At 72.3% G+C, this 14,766-nt stretch carries 14 protein-coding genes; 9 read left to right on the forward strand and 5 right to left on the reverse strand.

Going from position 1 to position 14,766, the window contains the following annotated elements; all coding sequences use genetic code 11:
* Positions 1-10 precede the first annotated feature (10 nt).
* Entirely contained in the window at positions 11-682 is a 672-nt protein-coding gene (locus tag AC0QR5_RS11570) for a TetR/AcrR family transcriptional regulator (RefSeq protein ID WP_329861156.1), read from the reverse strand.
* 123 nt (positions 683-805) lie between these two features.
* Here AC0QR5_RS11570 and AC0QR5_RS11575 point away from each other — a divergent pair, with 123 nt between their 5' ends.
* Positions 806-1,672, forward strand: coding sequence for a hypothetical protein (locus AC0QR5_RS11575; RefSeq protein ID WP_329861158.1), 867 nt, complete (start codon positions 806-808; stop codon positions 1,670-1,672).
* Here AC0QR5_RS11575 and AC0QR5_RS11580 read toward each other — a convergent pair.
* Positions 1,594-3,021, reverse strand: a complete 1,428-nt coding sequence (locus AC0QR5_RS11580) for an APC family permease (protein WP_329861160.1) — start codon at positions 3,019-3,021, stop codon at positions 1,594-1,596. The genes AC0QR5_RS11575 and AC0QR5_RS11580 overlap by 79 nt on opposite strands.
* 157 nt (positions 3,022-3,178) lie before the next feature.
* Between AC0QR5_RS11580 and AC0QR5_RS11585 the strand changes: the two genes are divergently transcribed.
* Together AC0QR5_RS11585 and AC0QR5_RS11590 are read left to right on the forward strand one after the other, a co-directional pair.
* The gene (locus AC0QR5_RS11585) at positions 3,179-4,060 is read left to right on the forward strand and encodes a fumarylacetoacetate hydrolase family protein (RefSeq protein ID WP_329861161.1); all 882 of its coding nucleotides are present in this window, start codon (positions 3,179-3,181) and stop codon (positions 4,058-4,060) included.
* Between the two features lies 1 nt (position 4,061).
* The gene (locus AC0QR5_RS11590; RefSeq protein WP_329861163.1) at positions 4,062-4,607 is read left to right on the forward strand and encodes an MmcQ/YjbR family DNA-binding protein; all 546 of its coding nucleotides are present in this window, start codon (positions 4,062-4,064) and stop codon (positions 4,605-4,607) included.
* On the opposite strand, the gene AC0QR5_RS11595 is transcribed toward AC0QR5_RS11590, so the two are convergent.
* On the reverse strand, positions 4,597-5,214 hold the full coding sequence (locus AC0QR5_RS11595) for a class I SAM-dependent methyltransferase (RefSeq protein WP_329861165.1): 618 nt from the start codon (positions 5,212-5,214) through the stop codon (positions 4,597-4,599). The two genes, AC0QR5_RS11590 and AC0QR5_RS11595, sit on opposite strands and share 11 nt — an antisense overlap.
* Positions 5,215-5,323: 109 nt before the next feature.
* Between AC0QR5_RS11595 and rraA the strand changes: the two genes are divergently transcribed.
* On the forward strand, positions 5,324-5,788 hold the full coding sequence (gene rraA, locus AC0QR5_RS11600; RefSeq protein WP_329861166.1) for a ribonuclease E activity regulator RraA: 465 nt from the start codon (positions 5,324-5,326) through the stop codon (positions 5,786-5,788).
* A 297-nt stretch (positions 5,789-6,085) separates the two neighbouring features.
* A complete protein-coding gene (locus tag AC0QR5_RS11605) occupies positions 6,086-7,063 on the forward strand; it encodes a type IV toxin-antitoxin system AbiEi family antitoxin domain-containing protein (protein WP_329861168.1) in 978 nt (325 codons plus the stop codon).
* Positions 7,064-7,297: 234 nt separating this feature from the next.
* Here the strand turns inward: AC0QR5_RS11605 and AC0QR5_RS11610 are convergent, their stop codons facing one another.
* Positions 7,298-8,143, reverse strand: a complete 846-nt coding sequence (locus tag AC0QR5_RS11610; RefSeq protein ID WP_329861169.1) for an HpcH/HpaI aldolase/citrate lyase family protein — start codon at positions 8,141-8,143, stop codon at positions 7,298-7,300.
* A 277-nt stretch (positions 8,144-8,420) separates the two neighbouring features.
* On the opposite strand from AC0QR5_RS11610, the gene cycA reads away from it, so the two are divergent.
* Positions 8,421-9,893: a D-serine/D-alanine/glycine transporter gene (gene cycA, locus AC0QR5_RS11615; RefSeq protein ID WP_329861171.1), complete on the forward strand. Its 1,473-nt coding sequence runs from the start codon at positions 8,421-8,423 to the stop codon at positions 9,891-9,893.
* A 487-nt stretch (positions 9,894-10,380) separates the two neighbouring features.
* Here the strand turns inward: cycA and AC0QR5_RS11620 are convergent, their stop codons facing one another.
* The gene (locus AC0QR5_RS11620; protein ID WP_329861177.1) at positions 10,381-11,553 is read right to left on the reverse strand and encodes an NAD(P)-dependent malic enzyme; all 1,173 of its coding nucleotides are present in this window, start codon (positions 11,551-11,553) and stop codon (positions 10,381-10,383) included.
* A 252-nt stretch (positions 11,554-11,805) separates the two neighbouring features.
* Between AC0QR5_RS11620 and AC0QR5_RS11625 the strand changes: the two genes are divergently transcribed.
* The 3 genes from AC0QR5_RS11625 to AC0QR5_RS11635 all read left to right on the forward strand — a co-directional run bounded on the left by AC0QR5_RS11625 (position 11,806) and on the right by AC0QR5_RS11635 (position 14,717).
* Complete coding sequence (locus AC0QR5_RS11625; protein ID WP_329861178.1) at positions 11,806-13,341, forward strand: glycoside hydrolase family 1 protein; 1,536 nt, start codon at positions 11,806-11,808, stop codon at positions 13,339-13,341.
* A gap of 7 nt (positions 13,342-13,348) precedes the next feature.
* Positions 13,349-13,816, forward strand: coding sequence for a helix-turn-helix domain-containing protein (locus tag AC0QR5_RS11630; protein WP_329861179.1), 468 nt, complete (start codon positions 13,349-13,351; stop codon positions 13,814-13,816).
* 247 nt (positions 13,817-14,063) lie between these two features.
* A complete protein-coding gene (locus AC0QR5_RS11635) occupies positions 14,064-14,717 on the forward strand; it encodes a hypothetical protein (protein WP_329861180.1) in 654 nt (217 codons plus the stop codon).
* The last annotated feature ends 49 nt before the right edge of the window (positions 14,718-14,766 follow it).

Consider the following 14,766-nt stretch of genomic DNA (forward strand, 5'->3'; position numbering starts at 1 on the left):
GACGCCGGGGCTAGAGTCCCAGCGCATCCGCCTCGCGCTCGGCGAACCGGGAGAAGAGCGCGTCGGCCGGCTCGAAGGTGCCGACGAAATGGCCGTTGAGCTCGAGCTGGACGGCGCCGACCATCCTCGCGAACGCCGCTGCGAGATCGAGCACGGCATCGGGGTCGCGCTCCACGCCGACGGCGTCGGCGAAGACGTCGAGCTGCCCGGCCAGCCCATCCGCCGCCCCTCCCGGCAACCGGGCGCCCGGACCCCGGACCGCCGGGGCGCAGAAGGCGCGGACCACGCGGGCCGCGGGTTCGATCGTGTCGCCGGGGGCCCGGTAGCCGGGGATCGCCGAGCCGTAGACCAGCGCGAATCGATGCGGCTGCTCCCGGGCCCAGGAACGGAAGGCGCCGGTGACGGCCGACCACCGAACGCGATGCGGGGCGCGCGTGGAGCCGGCCGCCTCGAGGGACGCGGCGAGGTCGTTGTAGGCGTCGACGATGAGGGCGGTGATGAGCTCGTCGCGGCTCGGGAAGTAGCGGTAGATGGCGCTGGAGACCAGGTTCAGCTCGCGGGCGATCGCCCGGAGCGAGAGATCGGCTGCCCCGGACTCGGCGAGCTGCCCGAGGGCGAGCTCCTTGATCCGGGCGATGTTGTCGGCGCGGGCGCGCTGCCGCGGCGTGGGTCCCTGGGGCATGGAGACAGCTTGCCATATTCGGGATCACCGGTCACTTAAGTGAGCACCGCTCTTGCAATTCGCCGACGCCGGGTGGACACTCGAACCATCAATAGAGAGCAGTGCTCACAGAAAGGGCAGCCCATGCGCCGCCATCTCACTCGGGACCGCACGACCGCGGCGTTCTACGCCGCCTCCGGCCTGGCCTTCATCCTCTATCCGGCGTTGCGCCCCTACGGCCCCGAGGCCGGACCCGAGGGCGCCGCGGACTTCGCCTCGACGGCCTGGCTCGCGTCCCACGCGCTGGGCATGGCCGGCTTCACGCTGTTGGCCTTCGGGCTCCGCGCCGCCGCCGGAAGCCGAGCTGCCGGCGCGGACCGGACGAGTTCCGCGGGCTCGGGCACGGCCGGCCCGGGCAGGGCCGCCCACCCCGTCTCCGAAGGACCCCCGCGCCCGGGGCGGGCGATGGAAGCGTGGTCGTGGACCGCCGTCGTCCTCCTGCTGCCCTACTACGGGGTGGAGGCGTACGGCCTGAACGAGCTCGGGCGCTACGCCGTCGACACCGGCGACCCGGCGGTCCTGTCCATCGCCGACGCGTTCCGCTACGCGCCGTTCGCGATGACCACGTTCGGGCTGGGCCTGGCGTGCCTCGCCGTCGTCGGCGTCCAGTTCGCCCGCGCGCTCCTGAGCTCCGGCCCCCTCGCGCGCTGGGGCGGGGTCCTCGCCGGGAGCGCCCTGGCCCTCTACCTGCCGCAGTTCTTCGCCCCGGCCGGCCTGCGGATCGCCCACGGCGCCGTCCTGTGCGCGGGCCTGCTGCTCGCCGCCGTCGCGGCGTGGCGGGCCGGGGCGCCACGGGCCGGAGCGCCGCGAAACGAGCCCCCGCAGGACGGGACTGCGCGGAACCGGACGCCGCAGTCCGGACCGGGCACGGGCTACTTGCCGCGCAGCTTCGCGAGCAAACGCTCCTCCGCGTCCTCCCCGGCCGCGACCCCACCGGGAACGCGCAGGTAGAAGACGAGTCCGACGACCCACCACAGGCCGAACAGGATCCACGGCTGCAGGCCGAGCTGCGCGGGCATGCCCGGCATGTAGAGGCTGAACAGCGCGGCGCCGAGGATCACGGCGGCGATGCCGATCGCGATGCCGCCCTGGCCACGGCCGCCGATGCGCAGCGGCCGGTCCATGCCCGGTTCGCGCCGGCGCAGGATCAGGAAGGACACGGCCACGAGCGTGTAGGCCAGCACGATGCTCGGCGCCCCGGAGTCCACGAGCCAGCCGAGCATCTCCGCCCCGAAGAACGGCGCGATGAAGCTCAGCGCGCCGATGAACATCAGGGCGTTGTGCGGCGTGGAGTACTTGGGGTGCAGGCGGCCGAACCAGGCCGGGAGCATGCCGGAGCGGGCCAGCGAGAACATCAGCCGCGAGGCGCCGAGCAGCAGCGAGTTCCAGGAGGTCAGGATGCCCGCGATGCCGCCGGCGATGAGGACCTTGGCCATGATGTCCGAGCCGAACAGCACGCCGAAGGCGTCGGCGGTGGCGATGTCCGCCCCCGCCAGCTCGCCGGCCGGCATCGCGGAGGACGTGGTCAGGATGACCATGACGTACCAGACCGTCGCGAGCACCACGGAGAGCACCACGAGCCGGCCGATCTGCCGGGCCGGGATGTTGACCTCCTCGGCGGACTGCGGGATGACGTCGAAGCCGATGAACAGGAACGGGACGACGACGAGCACGGCGAAGAACCCCGCGGTCCCGCCCGTGAACCACGGCTCCATGTTGGCCGGCTCGCCGCCCGTGAACGCGCCGACCACCATGACGGCGCCGATGGCCAGGAGGAACAGCACCACGAAGTTCTGCGCGATCCCGGCCTCCTTCACGCCGCGGATGTTGATCCACGTGATCACGACGGCGGCGACGGCGCCGACGAGCGCCCAGGTCAGGTGCACGTGGTCGCCGGCCACGGTCCACAGGGGGACCTGGCTGAGCCCGGGCACGATGTACTCAACGGTCCGCGGCAGCGCCACGGCCTCGAACGCCACGATCGTGACGTAGCCGCCGATGATCGCCCACGAGCCGATGAACGACGGCCGCGGGCCCATCGCGCGCATGATGTAGTTGTGCTCGCCGCCGGCCTTGGGCATCGCGGCGCAGAGCTCGGCGTAGGTGAGCCCCACGACGGCCATGATGACGCCGCCCGTGACCATGGCCAGCACGGCGCCCATCGTGCCGGCGTTGGACAGCCAGTCTCCGGTCAGCACCACCCAGCCGAATCCGATCATCGCCCCGAAGCCGAGCGCGAGGACGTCGAGGCGCCCCAGCACCTTCTTCAGCGACGGCTCGCCTTCCTTGACGCTCGTCATGCCTGCCTCCTTCTCCGCGGCCGGCCGGGTTCGGCGCGGCCAGCACGTTCTTGACTCGATGAGTCAACCTAGCAAGGACGCCGGGTGGCCCGCGGCACATGACGGCGCTGCGGCCGTACTGTTCATATTGAATCCGGCCGTGTGATGGGATGGGGCCATGAGACTCGCGACGCTCCGCCTGCCCGCCGGCCAGCCCTCCCCCGAGCCGCCCGCCGAGGCGGGCATTACGCGCGGGACGAGCGCCGCCGTCGTCCTCGGGGACACCGCCGCGCTCCTGCCGGGCTTCGCGGACGTGGGCGCCTTCCTGGCCGCGGACGACGCCGGACGCCGGGCCGCGCTCGAGGCGGCGGCCGAGCGGGTGCCGCTGGGGGACGCGGCGTTCGCGACGCTGGTCACCGCGCCGTCGAAGGTCTTCTGCATCGGGCTGAACTACCGCAACCACATCGCCGAGACGGGCAGCGAGGAGCCGCGCTTCCCGACCGTCTTCACGAAGTTCGCCGACTCGCTCGCGGGCGCGCACGACGACGTGCGGATCCCGGCGGAGGACCACCGGATCGACTGGGAGGGCGAGCTCGCGATCGTCGTCGGGCGCGCCGGGCGGCGGATCTCCGAGGCCGACGCCCCCGCGCACATCGCCGGCTTCGCGGTCTCCAACGACGTCTCGATGCGCGGCTGGCAGGGCCGGACGAGCGAGTGGACACAGGGCAAGTGCTGGGAGGCCTCCACACCCGTCGGCCCGTTCCTGGTGACGCCCGACGAGTTCGATCCCGCCGCGAGGATCACGACGCGCGTGAACGGCGAGGTGGTGCAGGAGGACTCCGTCGCGGACCAGGTGTTCGGGCCGGCGCAGCTGGTCTCCTACCTCTCCACGATGGTGACCCTCCGCCCCGGCGACCTGATCCTCACCGGCACGCCGGCCGGCGTCGCGCTGGGCCGGCGGAACGAGGCCGGACGGCACCCGTGGCTCGTCGACGGCGACGTGCTGGAGACCGAGATCGGGGGCCTCGGCACGCAGCGGAACCGCATCGTCGCGGAGTGACATGACGACCCGGTCCCACGCCCGCAAGAGCGCCCTGTCCCTGCCCGAGGTCGAGGAGGGAACGCACTTCGGCCTGCCGTCGTTCGCCGTGCGCGGGCGGAACTTCGCCGTGCTCACCCGGGATGCCCACGTCCAGCTCCACCTGTCCGACGCCGATGCCGGCGCCGCGCTGGCCGCCCACCCGGTGGCCGAGCGGCTCATGCGGAACGGGACGCCGATCGGCATCCGCGTGCCCCTCCACGGGATCGGCGGGAAGGACCTGAACGGGCTCCTCCTTCAGGCGTGGCTGGCCAAGGCGCCGAAACGCCTCGAAGCCGAGCGGTACGGCGGCGGCTCGGAGGCCGGGGGCGATCCACGGGGCGGCGACGCGTTGCCGGCGATCGGGCGGCCCGCGACCGCCGCGTTGAGGGCGGAGGGCATCACGACGCTCGACGACGTCGCCGCCCGGAGCGAACGCGGGCTCCTGGCCCTCCACGGGGTCGGACCCAAGGCCGTGGCGATCCTCCGCGAGGCCCTGGCCGCACAGGGCCGGGGCTTCAGGGACTGACCGCGGTCCCGCGGCAGACCGCCCCCTCGAACCGCGGCACCCGGGGCTGGTAGAAGCACTCCACCGCGGTGATCTCGAAGCCGGCGTCTTCCAGGAGCTCCACGGGCCGGCGCGTCAGATGGCACCCGCCGGCGAGGCGCTTCTGCCACGGCTCGATCCGGTGCTGGAGCCGACGCACCTCGGGGTCCGGGGCCAGCCCGTGCTCGAGGAAGAGCAGCCTCCCGCCCGGCACCAGGACGCGGCGGAGCTCGGCCAGCGCGAGCGCTGGGTCCTCGATGGTGCACAGCGTCCACGTGCTCAGCGCGGCGTCGAAGCACGCGTCCGGGTAGGGCAGGGCCTGGCCGTCGGTCCCGCTGCGCCGGACCGGGACGGGCGACGCCGCGAGGCGCGGCCCGGCCAGCTTCCAGGCGGTCCCGGAGGGCTCGACCGCGTCGACCGCCTCCACGGCGTCCGGGTAGAACGGCATGTTGGATCCGGAGCCGAAACCGATCTCCACGACCCGGCCCGCCAGGGGAGCGCAGACCTCGGCGCGCAGGGCGTCCAGCTCGTGGTTGCCGCAGCTGGCGTGGAGGAGCCGCGGCAGGACGTGCTTGGCGTAGAGGCCCACGCGTCCTCCTTCCACCGCTGGCCGCTGCTCGTTGCCGCCAGTCTCCACCGCCCGCCCGCACGGCGCAACGGGCCTGCCAGGGCGCGGTCGGTTCGCCTACGCTGGGCCCATGGACTTCACGACGTGCGACCTCTTCGACGCCGACGAATCGCTGCAATCCGTCTCCCTCCCGCTGCTGAACCTGGGCGGCCTGCCCCGCTTCACGGGGCCTGTGCGGACGGTCCGCTGCCACCGGGACAACGGGCTGGTGAAGTCCATCCTCAACTCCCTCGGCGACGGCGCCGTCCTCGTGGTCGACGGCGGCGGCTCGCTCGAGTCGGCGCTCATGGGGGACATGATCGCCGAGGCCGCGGTGGCCAACGGATGGGCCGGCGTCGTCATCCACGGGGCGATCCGGGACCGCGTGGCCGTGGCCGGTCTCCAGCTGGGCGTGAAGGCCCTCGGCTCCAACCCGCGCAAGTCGGCGAAGGACTCGGTCGGCGAGGTGGACGTCGAGGTCGAGTTCGGCGGCGTCGTCTTCCGGCCGGGAGCCCGGCTGTGGAGCGACGAGGACGGCATCCTGGTCGAGCCCTGACCCGCCCGCCGGCCCCACCTCTCCACGCCCGCCCGCCTCTCCACGCCCACCCGCCTCTCCACGCCCGCCCGCCTCTCCACGCACCTACCCCCCGACGCCCGTCCAAACCCACCCCGGCCCAGTTCACGTCTACTGGGCGAGACAACCTTGGGGTGGCCAGACCACGCCGCACACCCCACGCCCTCGCCGAGACGACGTGAAGTCGACTCGCCCGCCACTGCCGGCCAGACGATGTCGTTATCCACAACCAGCGCATGCGGGCCGGAGGACGGGTGGACTGCGGGGCAGCATCGTCGCATGCACACTCTCCTAGAATCCACGACGTACTATCCGAAGCGGCTGGCGAAGGCGGTCGACGAGCTCACGACGTCGACCGAGCTTGCCTCCCGCGGCCTCCTGGCCCACGACGTGCGGCTCGCCCGCGAATCGGGCCAACTGATCCGCATCCGGCGCGGGGTCTACGTATCGGCCGACGCCTACGCGCCCCTTCGGCCCTGGGACCGGTCCGTGGTATCCATCCACGCGCACGCGCTGACCGCCGCGGCGCCGCCCATCTACTGCTTCACGTCGGCAGCGCGTATCTGGCAGCTTGACCTCTACCGTGTCGACTCCGCGATCCACGTGGCACGGCCCAGACGGCGCGGACGAGACCAGGGAACTCCCGTCACGGTGAACCACAGCCTGCGCTATCCGGATCGGCGGCTGGCCACCGTCAACGGGTTGCGGACCACGGATCTCCTCCAGACGGCGGCCGATTGTGCCCGCGTGCTGCCGATGTCTGCCGCCGTCGTCCTGCTCGACTCGGTCCTGCGCCGGGGCGTTTCCCGACAACAGCTGCGTGACCTCCTCGAGAAGTCGCCCAAGGCGCGCGGCGTCCGTCGGGCCGCGTTCGCCGTCGACTTCGCGGACCGGCGCTCCGAGTCGCCCGCCGAGTCGAGGCTCCGCCTCCTGATGCATGAGTTCGGGCTTCCTGCTCCGGTGCTTCAGCGCGAGTACCTGATCAACGGCAGCGTCTACCGGCCCGACTTCGCGTGGCCCGAGTTCGGCCTGGTCGTCGAGGTCCACGGCGACGGCAAGTATGCGCTCGACGGGAGCGTCGAGTCCAAGGTGCTCGCCGAAAGGAAGCGGGAGGCCGCCCTCATGGAGGCCGGACTCAAGCCGCTGAACCTGTGGTGGAAGGATCTGGACGACCCCAGGCTCAAGGACCGCCTCGTCGCCCATCTGCAGCCGGCGATCCGTGCGGCCGGCCGCACGGCGGGCCTTGCTGCCAGCTAGCTGTCGTTGTGCGGTCAGGCGGCCCGCCCTCGTCCGCCCAGTTCACGAAGCGTCGGCGACTTCACGGGGTCTACGCCATGCGGTCGCCAGCAAACCGCGGTCTCGCCCAGATGACGTGAACTGGGCAAATCGCGGGGGCCCGATCAACGTGGTGCCGCCCAGATGACGTGAAGTGGGTGAGAATGCGCGGGGCCGCGCGGCAGGTCCGGCGGGCCGTGAGTCGGCGGTCGCGGGTCAGGCGTTCCAGAGCCCGTAGGAGTCGGCCAGGTCGGCGATCTTCTGCGCTCGGGCCAGGCGGGGCAGGTAGGAGCCGTCGCCGACGGACGCACCCTCGGCATGGGCCACGAGCAGCTCGTGCGCCCAGGACAGCTCGTCCTCGCTCGGGGAGAGGCCCTTGTTGACGTCGTCGACCTGGTCCACGTTCAGGGCGAGCTTGCCCGTCATGCCCATCGACGCCGTGACCCGGCAGGCCTCGTGGACCTCGTCGCGCGCCGCGGTGCCGAGCGCCGGGCCGTCGATGGCGCCGGGCAGCTGGCCGACGCGCGAGGCCACCACGAGCTTGCCCCGGGCATACGCGAGCGCCAGCGGGTCGTCGGAGACGCCCGTGTCCTTGCGGAAGTCGTTGGTACCGAACGCGAGGCGGAACGTACCGGGTGCGGACGCGATGGCGGTGGCGTTCTCGATCCCGATCGCGGATTCGATGAGCGCGAGCACGGGCGTGCCGGCCTGCAGACGCATGGCCGTGTAGGTGACCTGTTCCGGTTTCTCGGTCATGGCCAGCATGACGCCGCGCAGGCCCTTGGTCTTGGACAGGGCGGAGAGGTCCTCGGCCCAGAAGTCGGTGTCGATGCCGTTCACGCGCACCCAGGCCGTCATCCCGCTGTTCAGCGCCTCGACGACGCTCGCCCGCGCTGCGTCCTTCTGGTCGTCGGGGACGGCCGCCTCCATGTCGAAGATCACGGAGTCCGCCTCGGAGGCCAGCGCCGGGGCGTAGGTCTCGGGCTTGGCGGCGTTCACCAGCAGCCAGGAACGGGAGAGCTTGGCGGGGAGGGAGGCCGCGCGGCGGTTGCGGAGGGACATGCGTCCAGCCTACTCACCTGCGCGCGCGGCGTTCCACTGCTTGACGCGCCTTCCCCGCCGGACGACGGCGATGCCCGGCCCTGTGGCATGGCCCACCTTGGGCGCTGCTCACCGCGCGGGGCCCGTCGTTTACCGCATGACGACGCCGGACCCCGGGATCCGCCACACGGTCCCACTGGCTGCGGGGCGTACCCTCGAACGGTTTGCTGTGTTGTCCGGATCACGTCCGGATGCGCGCGCCCCCGACCGAGTTCCACCCGAGTTCCAAGGAAGTTCCATGACCCATACCGACACCACGGACGCGCGTCCGGCCGGCGGAGGACCCCAGGACGAGGCCCCGCACCTGCAGCGCGCGCTCTCCAACCGCCACATCCAGCTCATCGCGATCGGCGGGGCGATCGGCACGGGGCTGTTCATGGGCTCCGGCAAGACGATCTCCGTCGCAGGCCCGTCCGTGATCTTCGTGTACATGATCATCGGCTTCATGCTGTTCTTCGTCATGCGCGCCATGGGCGAGCTGCTCCTGAGCAACACGGAGTACAAGAACTTCGGCGACTTCGCCGGAGACATCCTGGGCCCCTGGGCAGCCTTCTTCACCGGCTGGACCTACTGGTTCTGCTGGGTGGTCACGGGCATCGCGGACGTCGTCGCGATCGCGCACTACGTGGCGTTCTGGTGGCCGGACCTGCCGTTGTGGATTCCGGCCCTGGCGTGCATCCTGCTGCTCGTGGCGCTCAACCTCCCCACGGTGCGGGCGTTCGGCGAGACCGAGTTCTGGTTCGCGCTGATCAAGATCGTCGCGATCCTCGCGCTGATCGTCGTGGGCCTGGCGATGATCATCACGGGCTTCGAGCACGACGGCGCGCGCGCCTCCTTCTCCAACCTGTGGGCCCACGACGGCATGTTCCCGCACGGCTTCATGGGCTTCGTCGCGGGCTTCCAGATCGCCGTCTTCGCGTTCGTCGGCATCGAGCTGGTCGGCACGACGGCCGCGGAGACCAAGGACCCGGAGAAGAACCTGCCGCGCGCGGTGAACTCGATCCCGATCCGCATCCTGCTCTTCTACGTGGGCGCGCTCGTGATCCTCATGGCGGTCCGGCCGTGGACGGGCTTCACCGCGGACGAGTCCCCCTTCGTGGGCATGTTCGCCCTTGCGGGCCTGGTCGGCGCGGCCGGCGTCGTGAACTTCGTGGTCCTGACGTCGGCGACCTCGAGCGCCAATTCGGGCATCTACTCGACGTCGCGGATGATCTACGGCCTGGCGCTGGAGGGCGACGCGCCGAAGCGCTTCGGCATCCTCTCGCGCCGCGGCGTGCCCCGGAACGCGCTGTTGTTCTCCTGCATGTTCCTGCTGGCGGGCGTCGTCCTGCTGTACGCGGAGGGCAGCGTCTCCGAGGCGTTCACGATGGTCACGACGGTCTCCGCGTTGTGCTTTATGTTCGTGTGGACCATCATCCTGGTCAGCTACATCGTCTACCGCCGCCGCCGCCCGCAGCTGCACGCGGCCAGCAAGTTCAAGATGCCGGGCGGGTCGTTCATGCCGTACGTCGTCATGGGCTTCTTCGTGTTCATCCTCTGGGCGCTGACGACCCAGACCGACACGCTGCAGGCGCTGCTCTTCACGCCGCTGTGGTTTGTGGCATTGGGGGCCGGCTATCTGCTGCTGCGCCGCAATCCGGAGCATGCCCGGATCCGGGCCGCGCACGAGGCCAAGGTGGCGCGGGAGCGCGCGGAGCTCGTGAGCCGCTGACGCCGCTTGCCCAGCAGTACGACGCCGGGGCCGCACCTTCGCTTCAGAAGGTGCGGCCCCGGCGTCGTTCCCTTGCGTCCGCTGCTCGGCCGTCCCGCGATCACGCCGGAACGTCGCGGGCCCGTCGAGACATACCCGGCCCAGTTCACGTCGTCTCGGCGGGCTCATGGCCTGCCGGCCAGAACGCGGGGTAGACCCCTCGCTCTCGACGCCGGACGACTGTCTCGCCGAGACGACGTGAAGTGGGCAGGCCGTCCACGCCCGCTCCCCGACCCGTACACGATGACGGCATCCGACCCCCGCCCAGTTCACGTCTTGTCGGCGAGCTCATGGCCTGCCGGCCAGAGCGCGGGGTAGACCCCGTGCTCTCGATGCCGGCCGGCTGTCTCGCCGAGACGACGTGAAGTGGGCACGCCGTGCCCGCACCTTCTGAAGCGAAGGTGCGGCCCCGGCGTCGTTCCCCGGTCCTGCCCGGCGGGGTCGGGCGCTACTGCTCCCGCGAGGCCTCGGCGACCGCGGCGGCCACGGCGTCGGCGACCCGCGGGTCCAGGGGCGAGGGCACGATGTGGTCCGGGGCGAGGTCCTCGGCGGCGAGCGCGGCGATCGCCTGAGCGGCGGCGAGCTTCATGGCCGGGGTGATGCGTCGGGCGCCGGCGTCGAGCGCCCCGCGGAAGATCCCCGGGAAGGCGAGGACGTTGTTGATCTGGTTCGGGAAGTCGGAGCGGCCCGTGGCCACGACGGCGGCGTACTTCGCGGCGACGTCCGGCATGACCTCGGGGTCCGGGTTGGACAGCGCGAACACGATCGCCTCCGGCGCCATCCGCGCGAGGTCCTCCTCCGCGACCTTCGACGAAGACACGCCGACGAGCACGTCCGCCCCGTCGAGGGCCTGGCGGATCCCGCCGATCAGGTTCTCCTTGTTGGTCTTGACGGCGTAGCGGGCCTTGATGGCGTTGAGGTCGTCGCGCTCGCGGTGGATGATCCCCTTGGAGTCCAGCAGCAGCACGTCGCCGGCCCCGGCGTTGACCAGGATCTCGGCGATCGCGATCCCGGCCGCGCCCGCGCCCGAGATCACGACGCGCAGCTGGGAGATCTCCCGGCCGGTGACCTTGGCGGCGTTGGTGAGCGCCGCGAGGACGACGACGGCGGTGCCGTGCTGGTCGTCGTGCATCACGGGGCAGTCGAGGGCCTCGATGAGCCGCTCCTCGAGCTCGAAGCAGCGCGGCGCGGAGATGTCCTCGAGGTTCACGGCGCCGAAGCTGGGGCGGAGCCGGACCAGGGTCTCGATGATCTCGTCGACGTTGGTGGTGTTGAGCACGAGCGGAATGGAGTTGAGCCCGCCGAACTCGCGGAACAGCGCGGACTTGCCCTCCATGACGGGCAGCGACGCGGCCGCGCCGATGTCCCCGAGGCCCAGGACGGCGGTGCCGTCGGAGACGACGGCGACGAGGCGCGAGGCCCACGTGTGCGTGGCGTGCAGGGCCGGATCGGCGGCGATGGCGCGGGAGACCTGAGCGACGCCGGGCGTGTAGGCGATGGAGAGGGCCCGCTTGGAATCGAGCGGGCGGGTGGTTTCGACGCTGAGCTTGCCGCCCTCGTGCGCCTCGAAGATCTCGGCGTCGGTGATGGGGGCGGTCTGGGGCGTGGTGGCGGTGGGCATGGGGCTGCTCCTGTGAAAGTGTCTGATCGGTCGGCGGGCATGGCGCGGGTTCCGCGGGATCCGCGGCCGCCTTTGGACGCGTGTGATCCTGCCTGCTCTGCGGTGGCCGGCCGGGGGGTGTCGGCGCGCGGCGCGTTCGCAGCTGGTCAGTACTTTCTTTAGACCGTCCTCCCACGGTACGGCCCGCGGGGCCCGCAAGGGAAACCGGCCGGGAATCTTACGCACGGGGCGGCGGGGGTGGACAATGTCCCTATGTCCGCCCTTCCGTACGACGCCGGGGCCCCGGTCGCGCCCGAACAGCTGGGTCCCGCACACGTCGAGTTGAGCATCTCTGCCCGCACGCTCGCGCGGCGGCTTCCCCCGGACTTCGTCCTGGGGGCGGCGACGGCCGCCTACCAGGTGGAGGGCGCGACGCGGGAGGACGGGCGCACGGAATCGGTGTGGGACGCGTGGCTCGCGGACGGCGGCCGGACCGTGGACGGCTCGGACGCGCGGCGGGCGGTGGAGCACTACCGGATGATGCCGCAGGACGTGGGGCTCATGCGCGGCCTGGGGCTCGACGCCTACCGCTTCTCCGTGGCCTGGCCGCGGATCATCCCGGAGCCCGGCGGGACCGTGAACCGCAAGGGACTGGACTTCTACGACCGGCTGCTGGACGAGCTCGGCGCGGCCGGGATCGAGGCGATGGCGACGCTCTTCCACTGGGACACCCCGCAGTACCTGCAGGAGGCCGGCGGATGGATGGAGCGGGACACCGCCTACCGCTTCGCGGACTACGCGGAGCAGGTGGGCCGCGTCCTCGGGGACCGGGTGCGCTGGTGGTGCACCGTCAACGAACCGGCGACCGTAGCGGGCAACGGCTATGCCGCGGACGTCCACGCCCCGGCGGGGAACCACGGGGTCGCGGCCCTGCGCTCCGTGCACCACCTCCTGCTGGGCCACGGGCTCGCCGCCCGGGCGCTGCGGGCCGTGGGCGTGGCCGGCGGGATCGGCCTCTCCAACGTCCACTCCCCCGTCGAGCCGAGGGACCCGGGGAGCATCCTGGACCGGACGGCGGCGGACCTGGTGGACACGACGTACAACCGGATCTTCGCCGATCCGGTGCTGCTCGGCGACTATCCGACGGCGGTCCACGCGGTGGCCGGGGTCGCGGGCCTGAAGATCGAGGACGGCGACCTGGCCGTGGTCTCCGCGCCGCTCGACTTCTACGGCCTGAACTACTACATGCCCACGCTCGTGGCCGCGGGGCCCGGCAGGGACGGCCCGCTCCCGGCGTCGATGGTCCTGCCGACGGGCGGCTCCGTGGACGGTTCGGCGCCGAGCCCGCTGCACGTCGTCGAGTGGCCCCACGCGGCCAAGACGGCCTACGGGTGGCCCGTCGTCCCCGGCCACCTGGGAGTGATGCTGGGCCGGATGCGCGAGCGCTACCCGCAGTTGCCGCCCGTCTACATCACCGAGGGCGGGGCGAGCTTCGAGGAGGTGCCGCTGGACGGCCAGGTGCAGGACGCCAACCGCGCCGCGTACCTCTACGAGCACCTGCTTGCGGCGCTCGACGCCGTGGGTCCGGGCGGTCCCGCGGAGGGCCTGGAACTGCGCGGTTACTTCATCTGGACGCTCATGGACAACTGGGAGTGGGCGGCGGGCTACCGGCAGAAGTTCGGGCTGGTCCACGTGGACCGGGACACGTTCGCGCGGACGCCCAAGGCCTCCTACCACTGGCTGCGCAAGGTGCTCCAGCACCGCCTCGAGTATGCGGCGGCCGGCACGGGCGCCGCGGCCGGGGCATGATGGTGCCATGCCCGCCGAGACCTCCGCGCTGACCAAGACCACCCGGCACCCCGCCCTGCCCGCGTCCGATGCGGACCGGCTGGCCCGCGCCCTCGAGGAGTCCGGTGACGTGACCGTGTTCGTCGACGGGACCGCGGTGCGCCTGCCGGACGGTGCCGTCGCCGCCGTCGTGGACGTGTTGGAGCGGCTTGCGGGCCACGAATCGGTCTCGGTGAGCACGGCCGAGCGCTGGCTGAACACCTCGCAGGCGGCGCAGCTCGCGGGCGTTTCCAACACGTACATGCGCCAGCTCACCGACGCCGGAACCATCCCCGTGCAGTACCGCGGCACGCACCGGCGGATCAGGCCGGAGGACGTGCAGGCCTGGCTCGCGGCGCGGGAAGCGGCCCGGACGGCCGCCCAGGCGGAGCATGAGGCCAGCGCCGCGGAGACGGGCACCCCGGTGGCCGCCCCGGACACCGAGCCCTCGCCGTGACCTGAGCCCCGTCCGCCCGTCCGGTCCGGTGCCGGATCGTTGCCCGATCCGCCACCCGGCCGTGCTGTGGCCGCCGCGGATGCGGTCCTACTCTGGCCCCAGGAAGCGACGCCGGCCCGCCAGCACGGGACCGGCCGGGGGCGGGAGGACGCGGATGAGGCACCTGGCATCGGCCCGCGCCACGAGCGCGTGGAGCGCTACCGGGCGAGCAGCTACCGCGCGAGCAGTCACCGGGCGACCGCCGACCGTGCGAAGGCCCTCTGCGCGAACGGCGACGTCGCGGGCGGGCGCCGCCCTGATCGCCGCCGCGCTGCTGCTGGCCGGATGCGCCGCCCCGGGAACGCAGCCGCCGTCGTCCACCGCTCCGCCGAGCCCCACCGCCGAGCCGGGCTCCTCCTCCGGAACCGGGCCCGATGCCGGGCCTGACGCCACGGAACCCGCGGCCGGAACGGAGGCGGACGCCGTCGTACCCCGGGCCTCCGCCCCGAGCCCGGCGACGGCCGCGCTGACCGTGTACTACGTGGCCCTCGACGACCGCGGGATCGCGGGGCGCCGGATCGGGTGCGGTGACTCGCTTGTGGCGGCGGCGACGGAGCCCGTGCGCTTCACGGACCAGCTCGAGGCGTCCCTGGAACGCCTGCTCGACGCCGGGACCCCGCCACGGGACGCCGGCCTCGTCAATGCCCTGGCTCGCTCCGAGCTGCGCTTCGTCTCGGCGACGGTCGACGGCGATAGCGTGACGGTGATGCTCACGGGCCGGCTCGTCTCGGCCGGCACGTGCGATGCCCCGCGCCTGCGGGAGCAGCTCGAGGAGACGGCACGGTTCGCGGCCGGGGTCGGCGAGGCCGTGGTGCTCGTGGACGGGACGCCGATCGGGCGGCTGCTCGACGCGAGCGGCTGAGGGTGCGTCGCACTACTGGCCTGAGGCTACAACCGTTGCCTATTCGGCA

The sequence above is a fragment of the Arthrobacter sp. J156 genome (genome assembly GCF_056172865.1).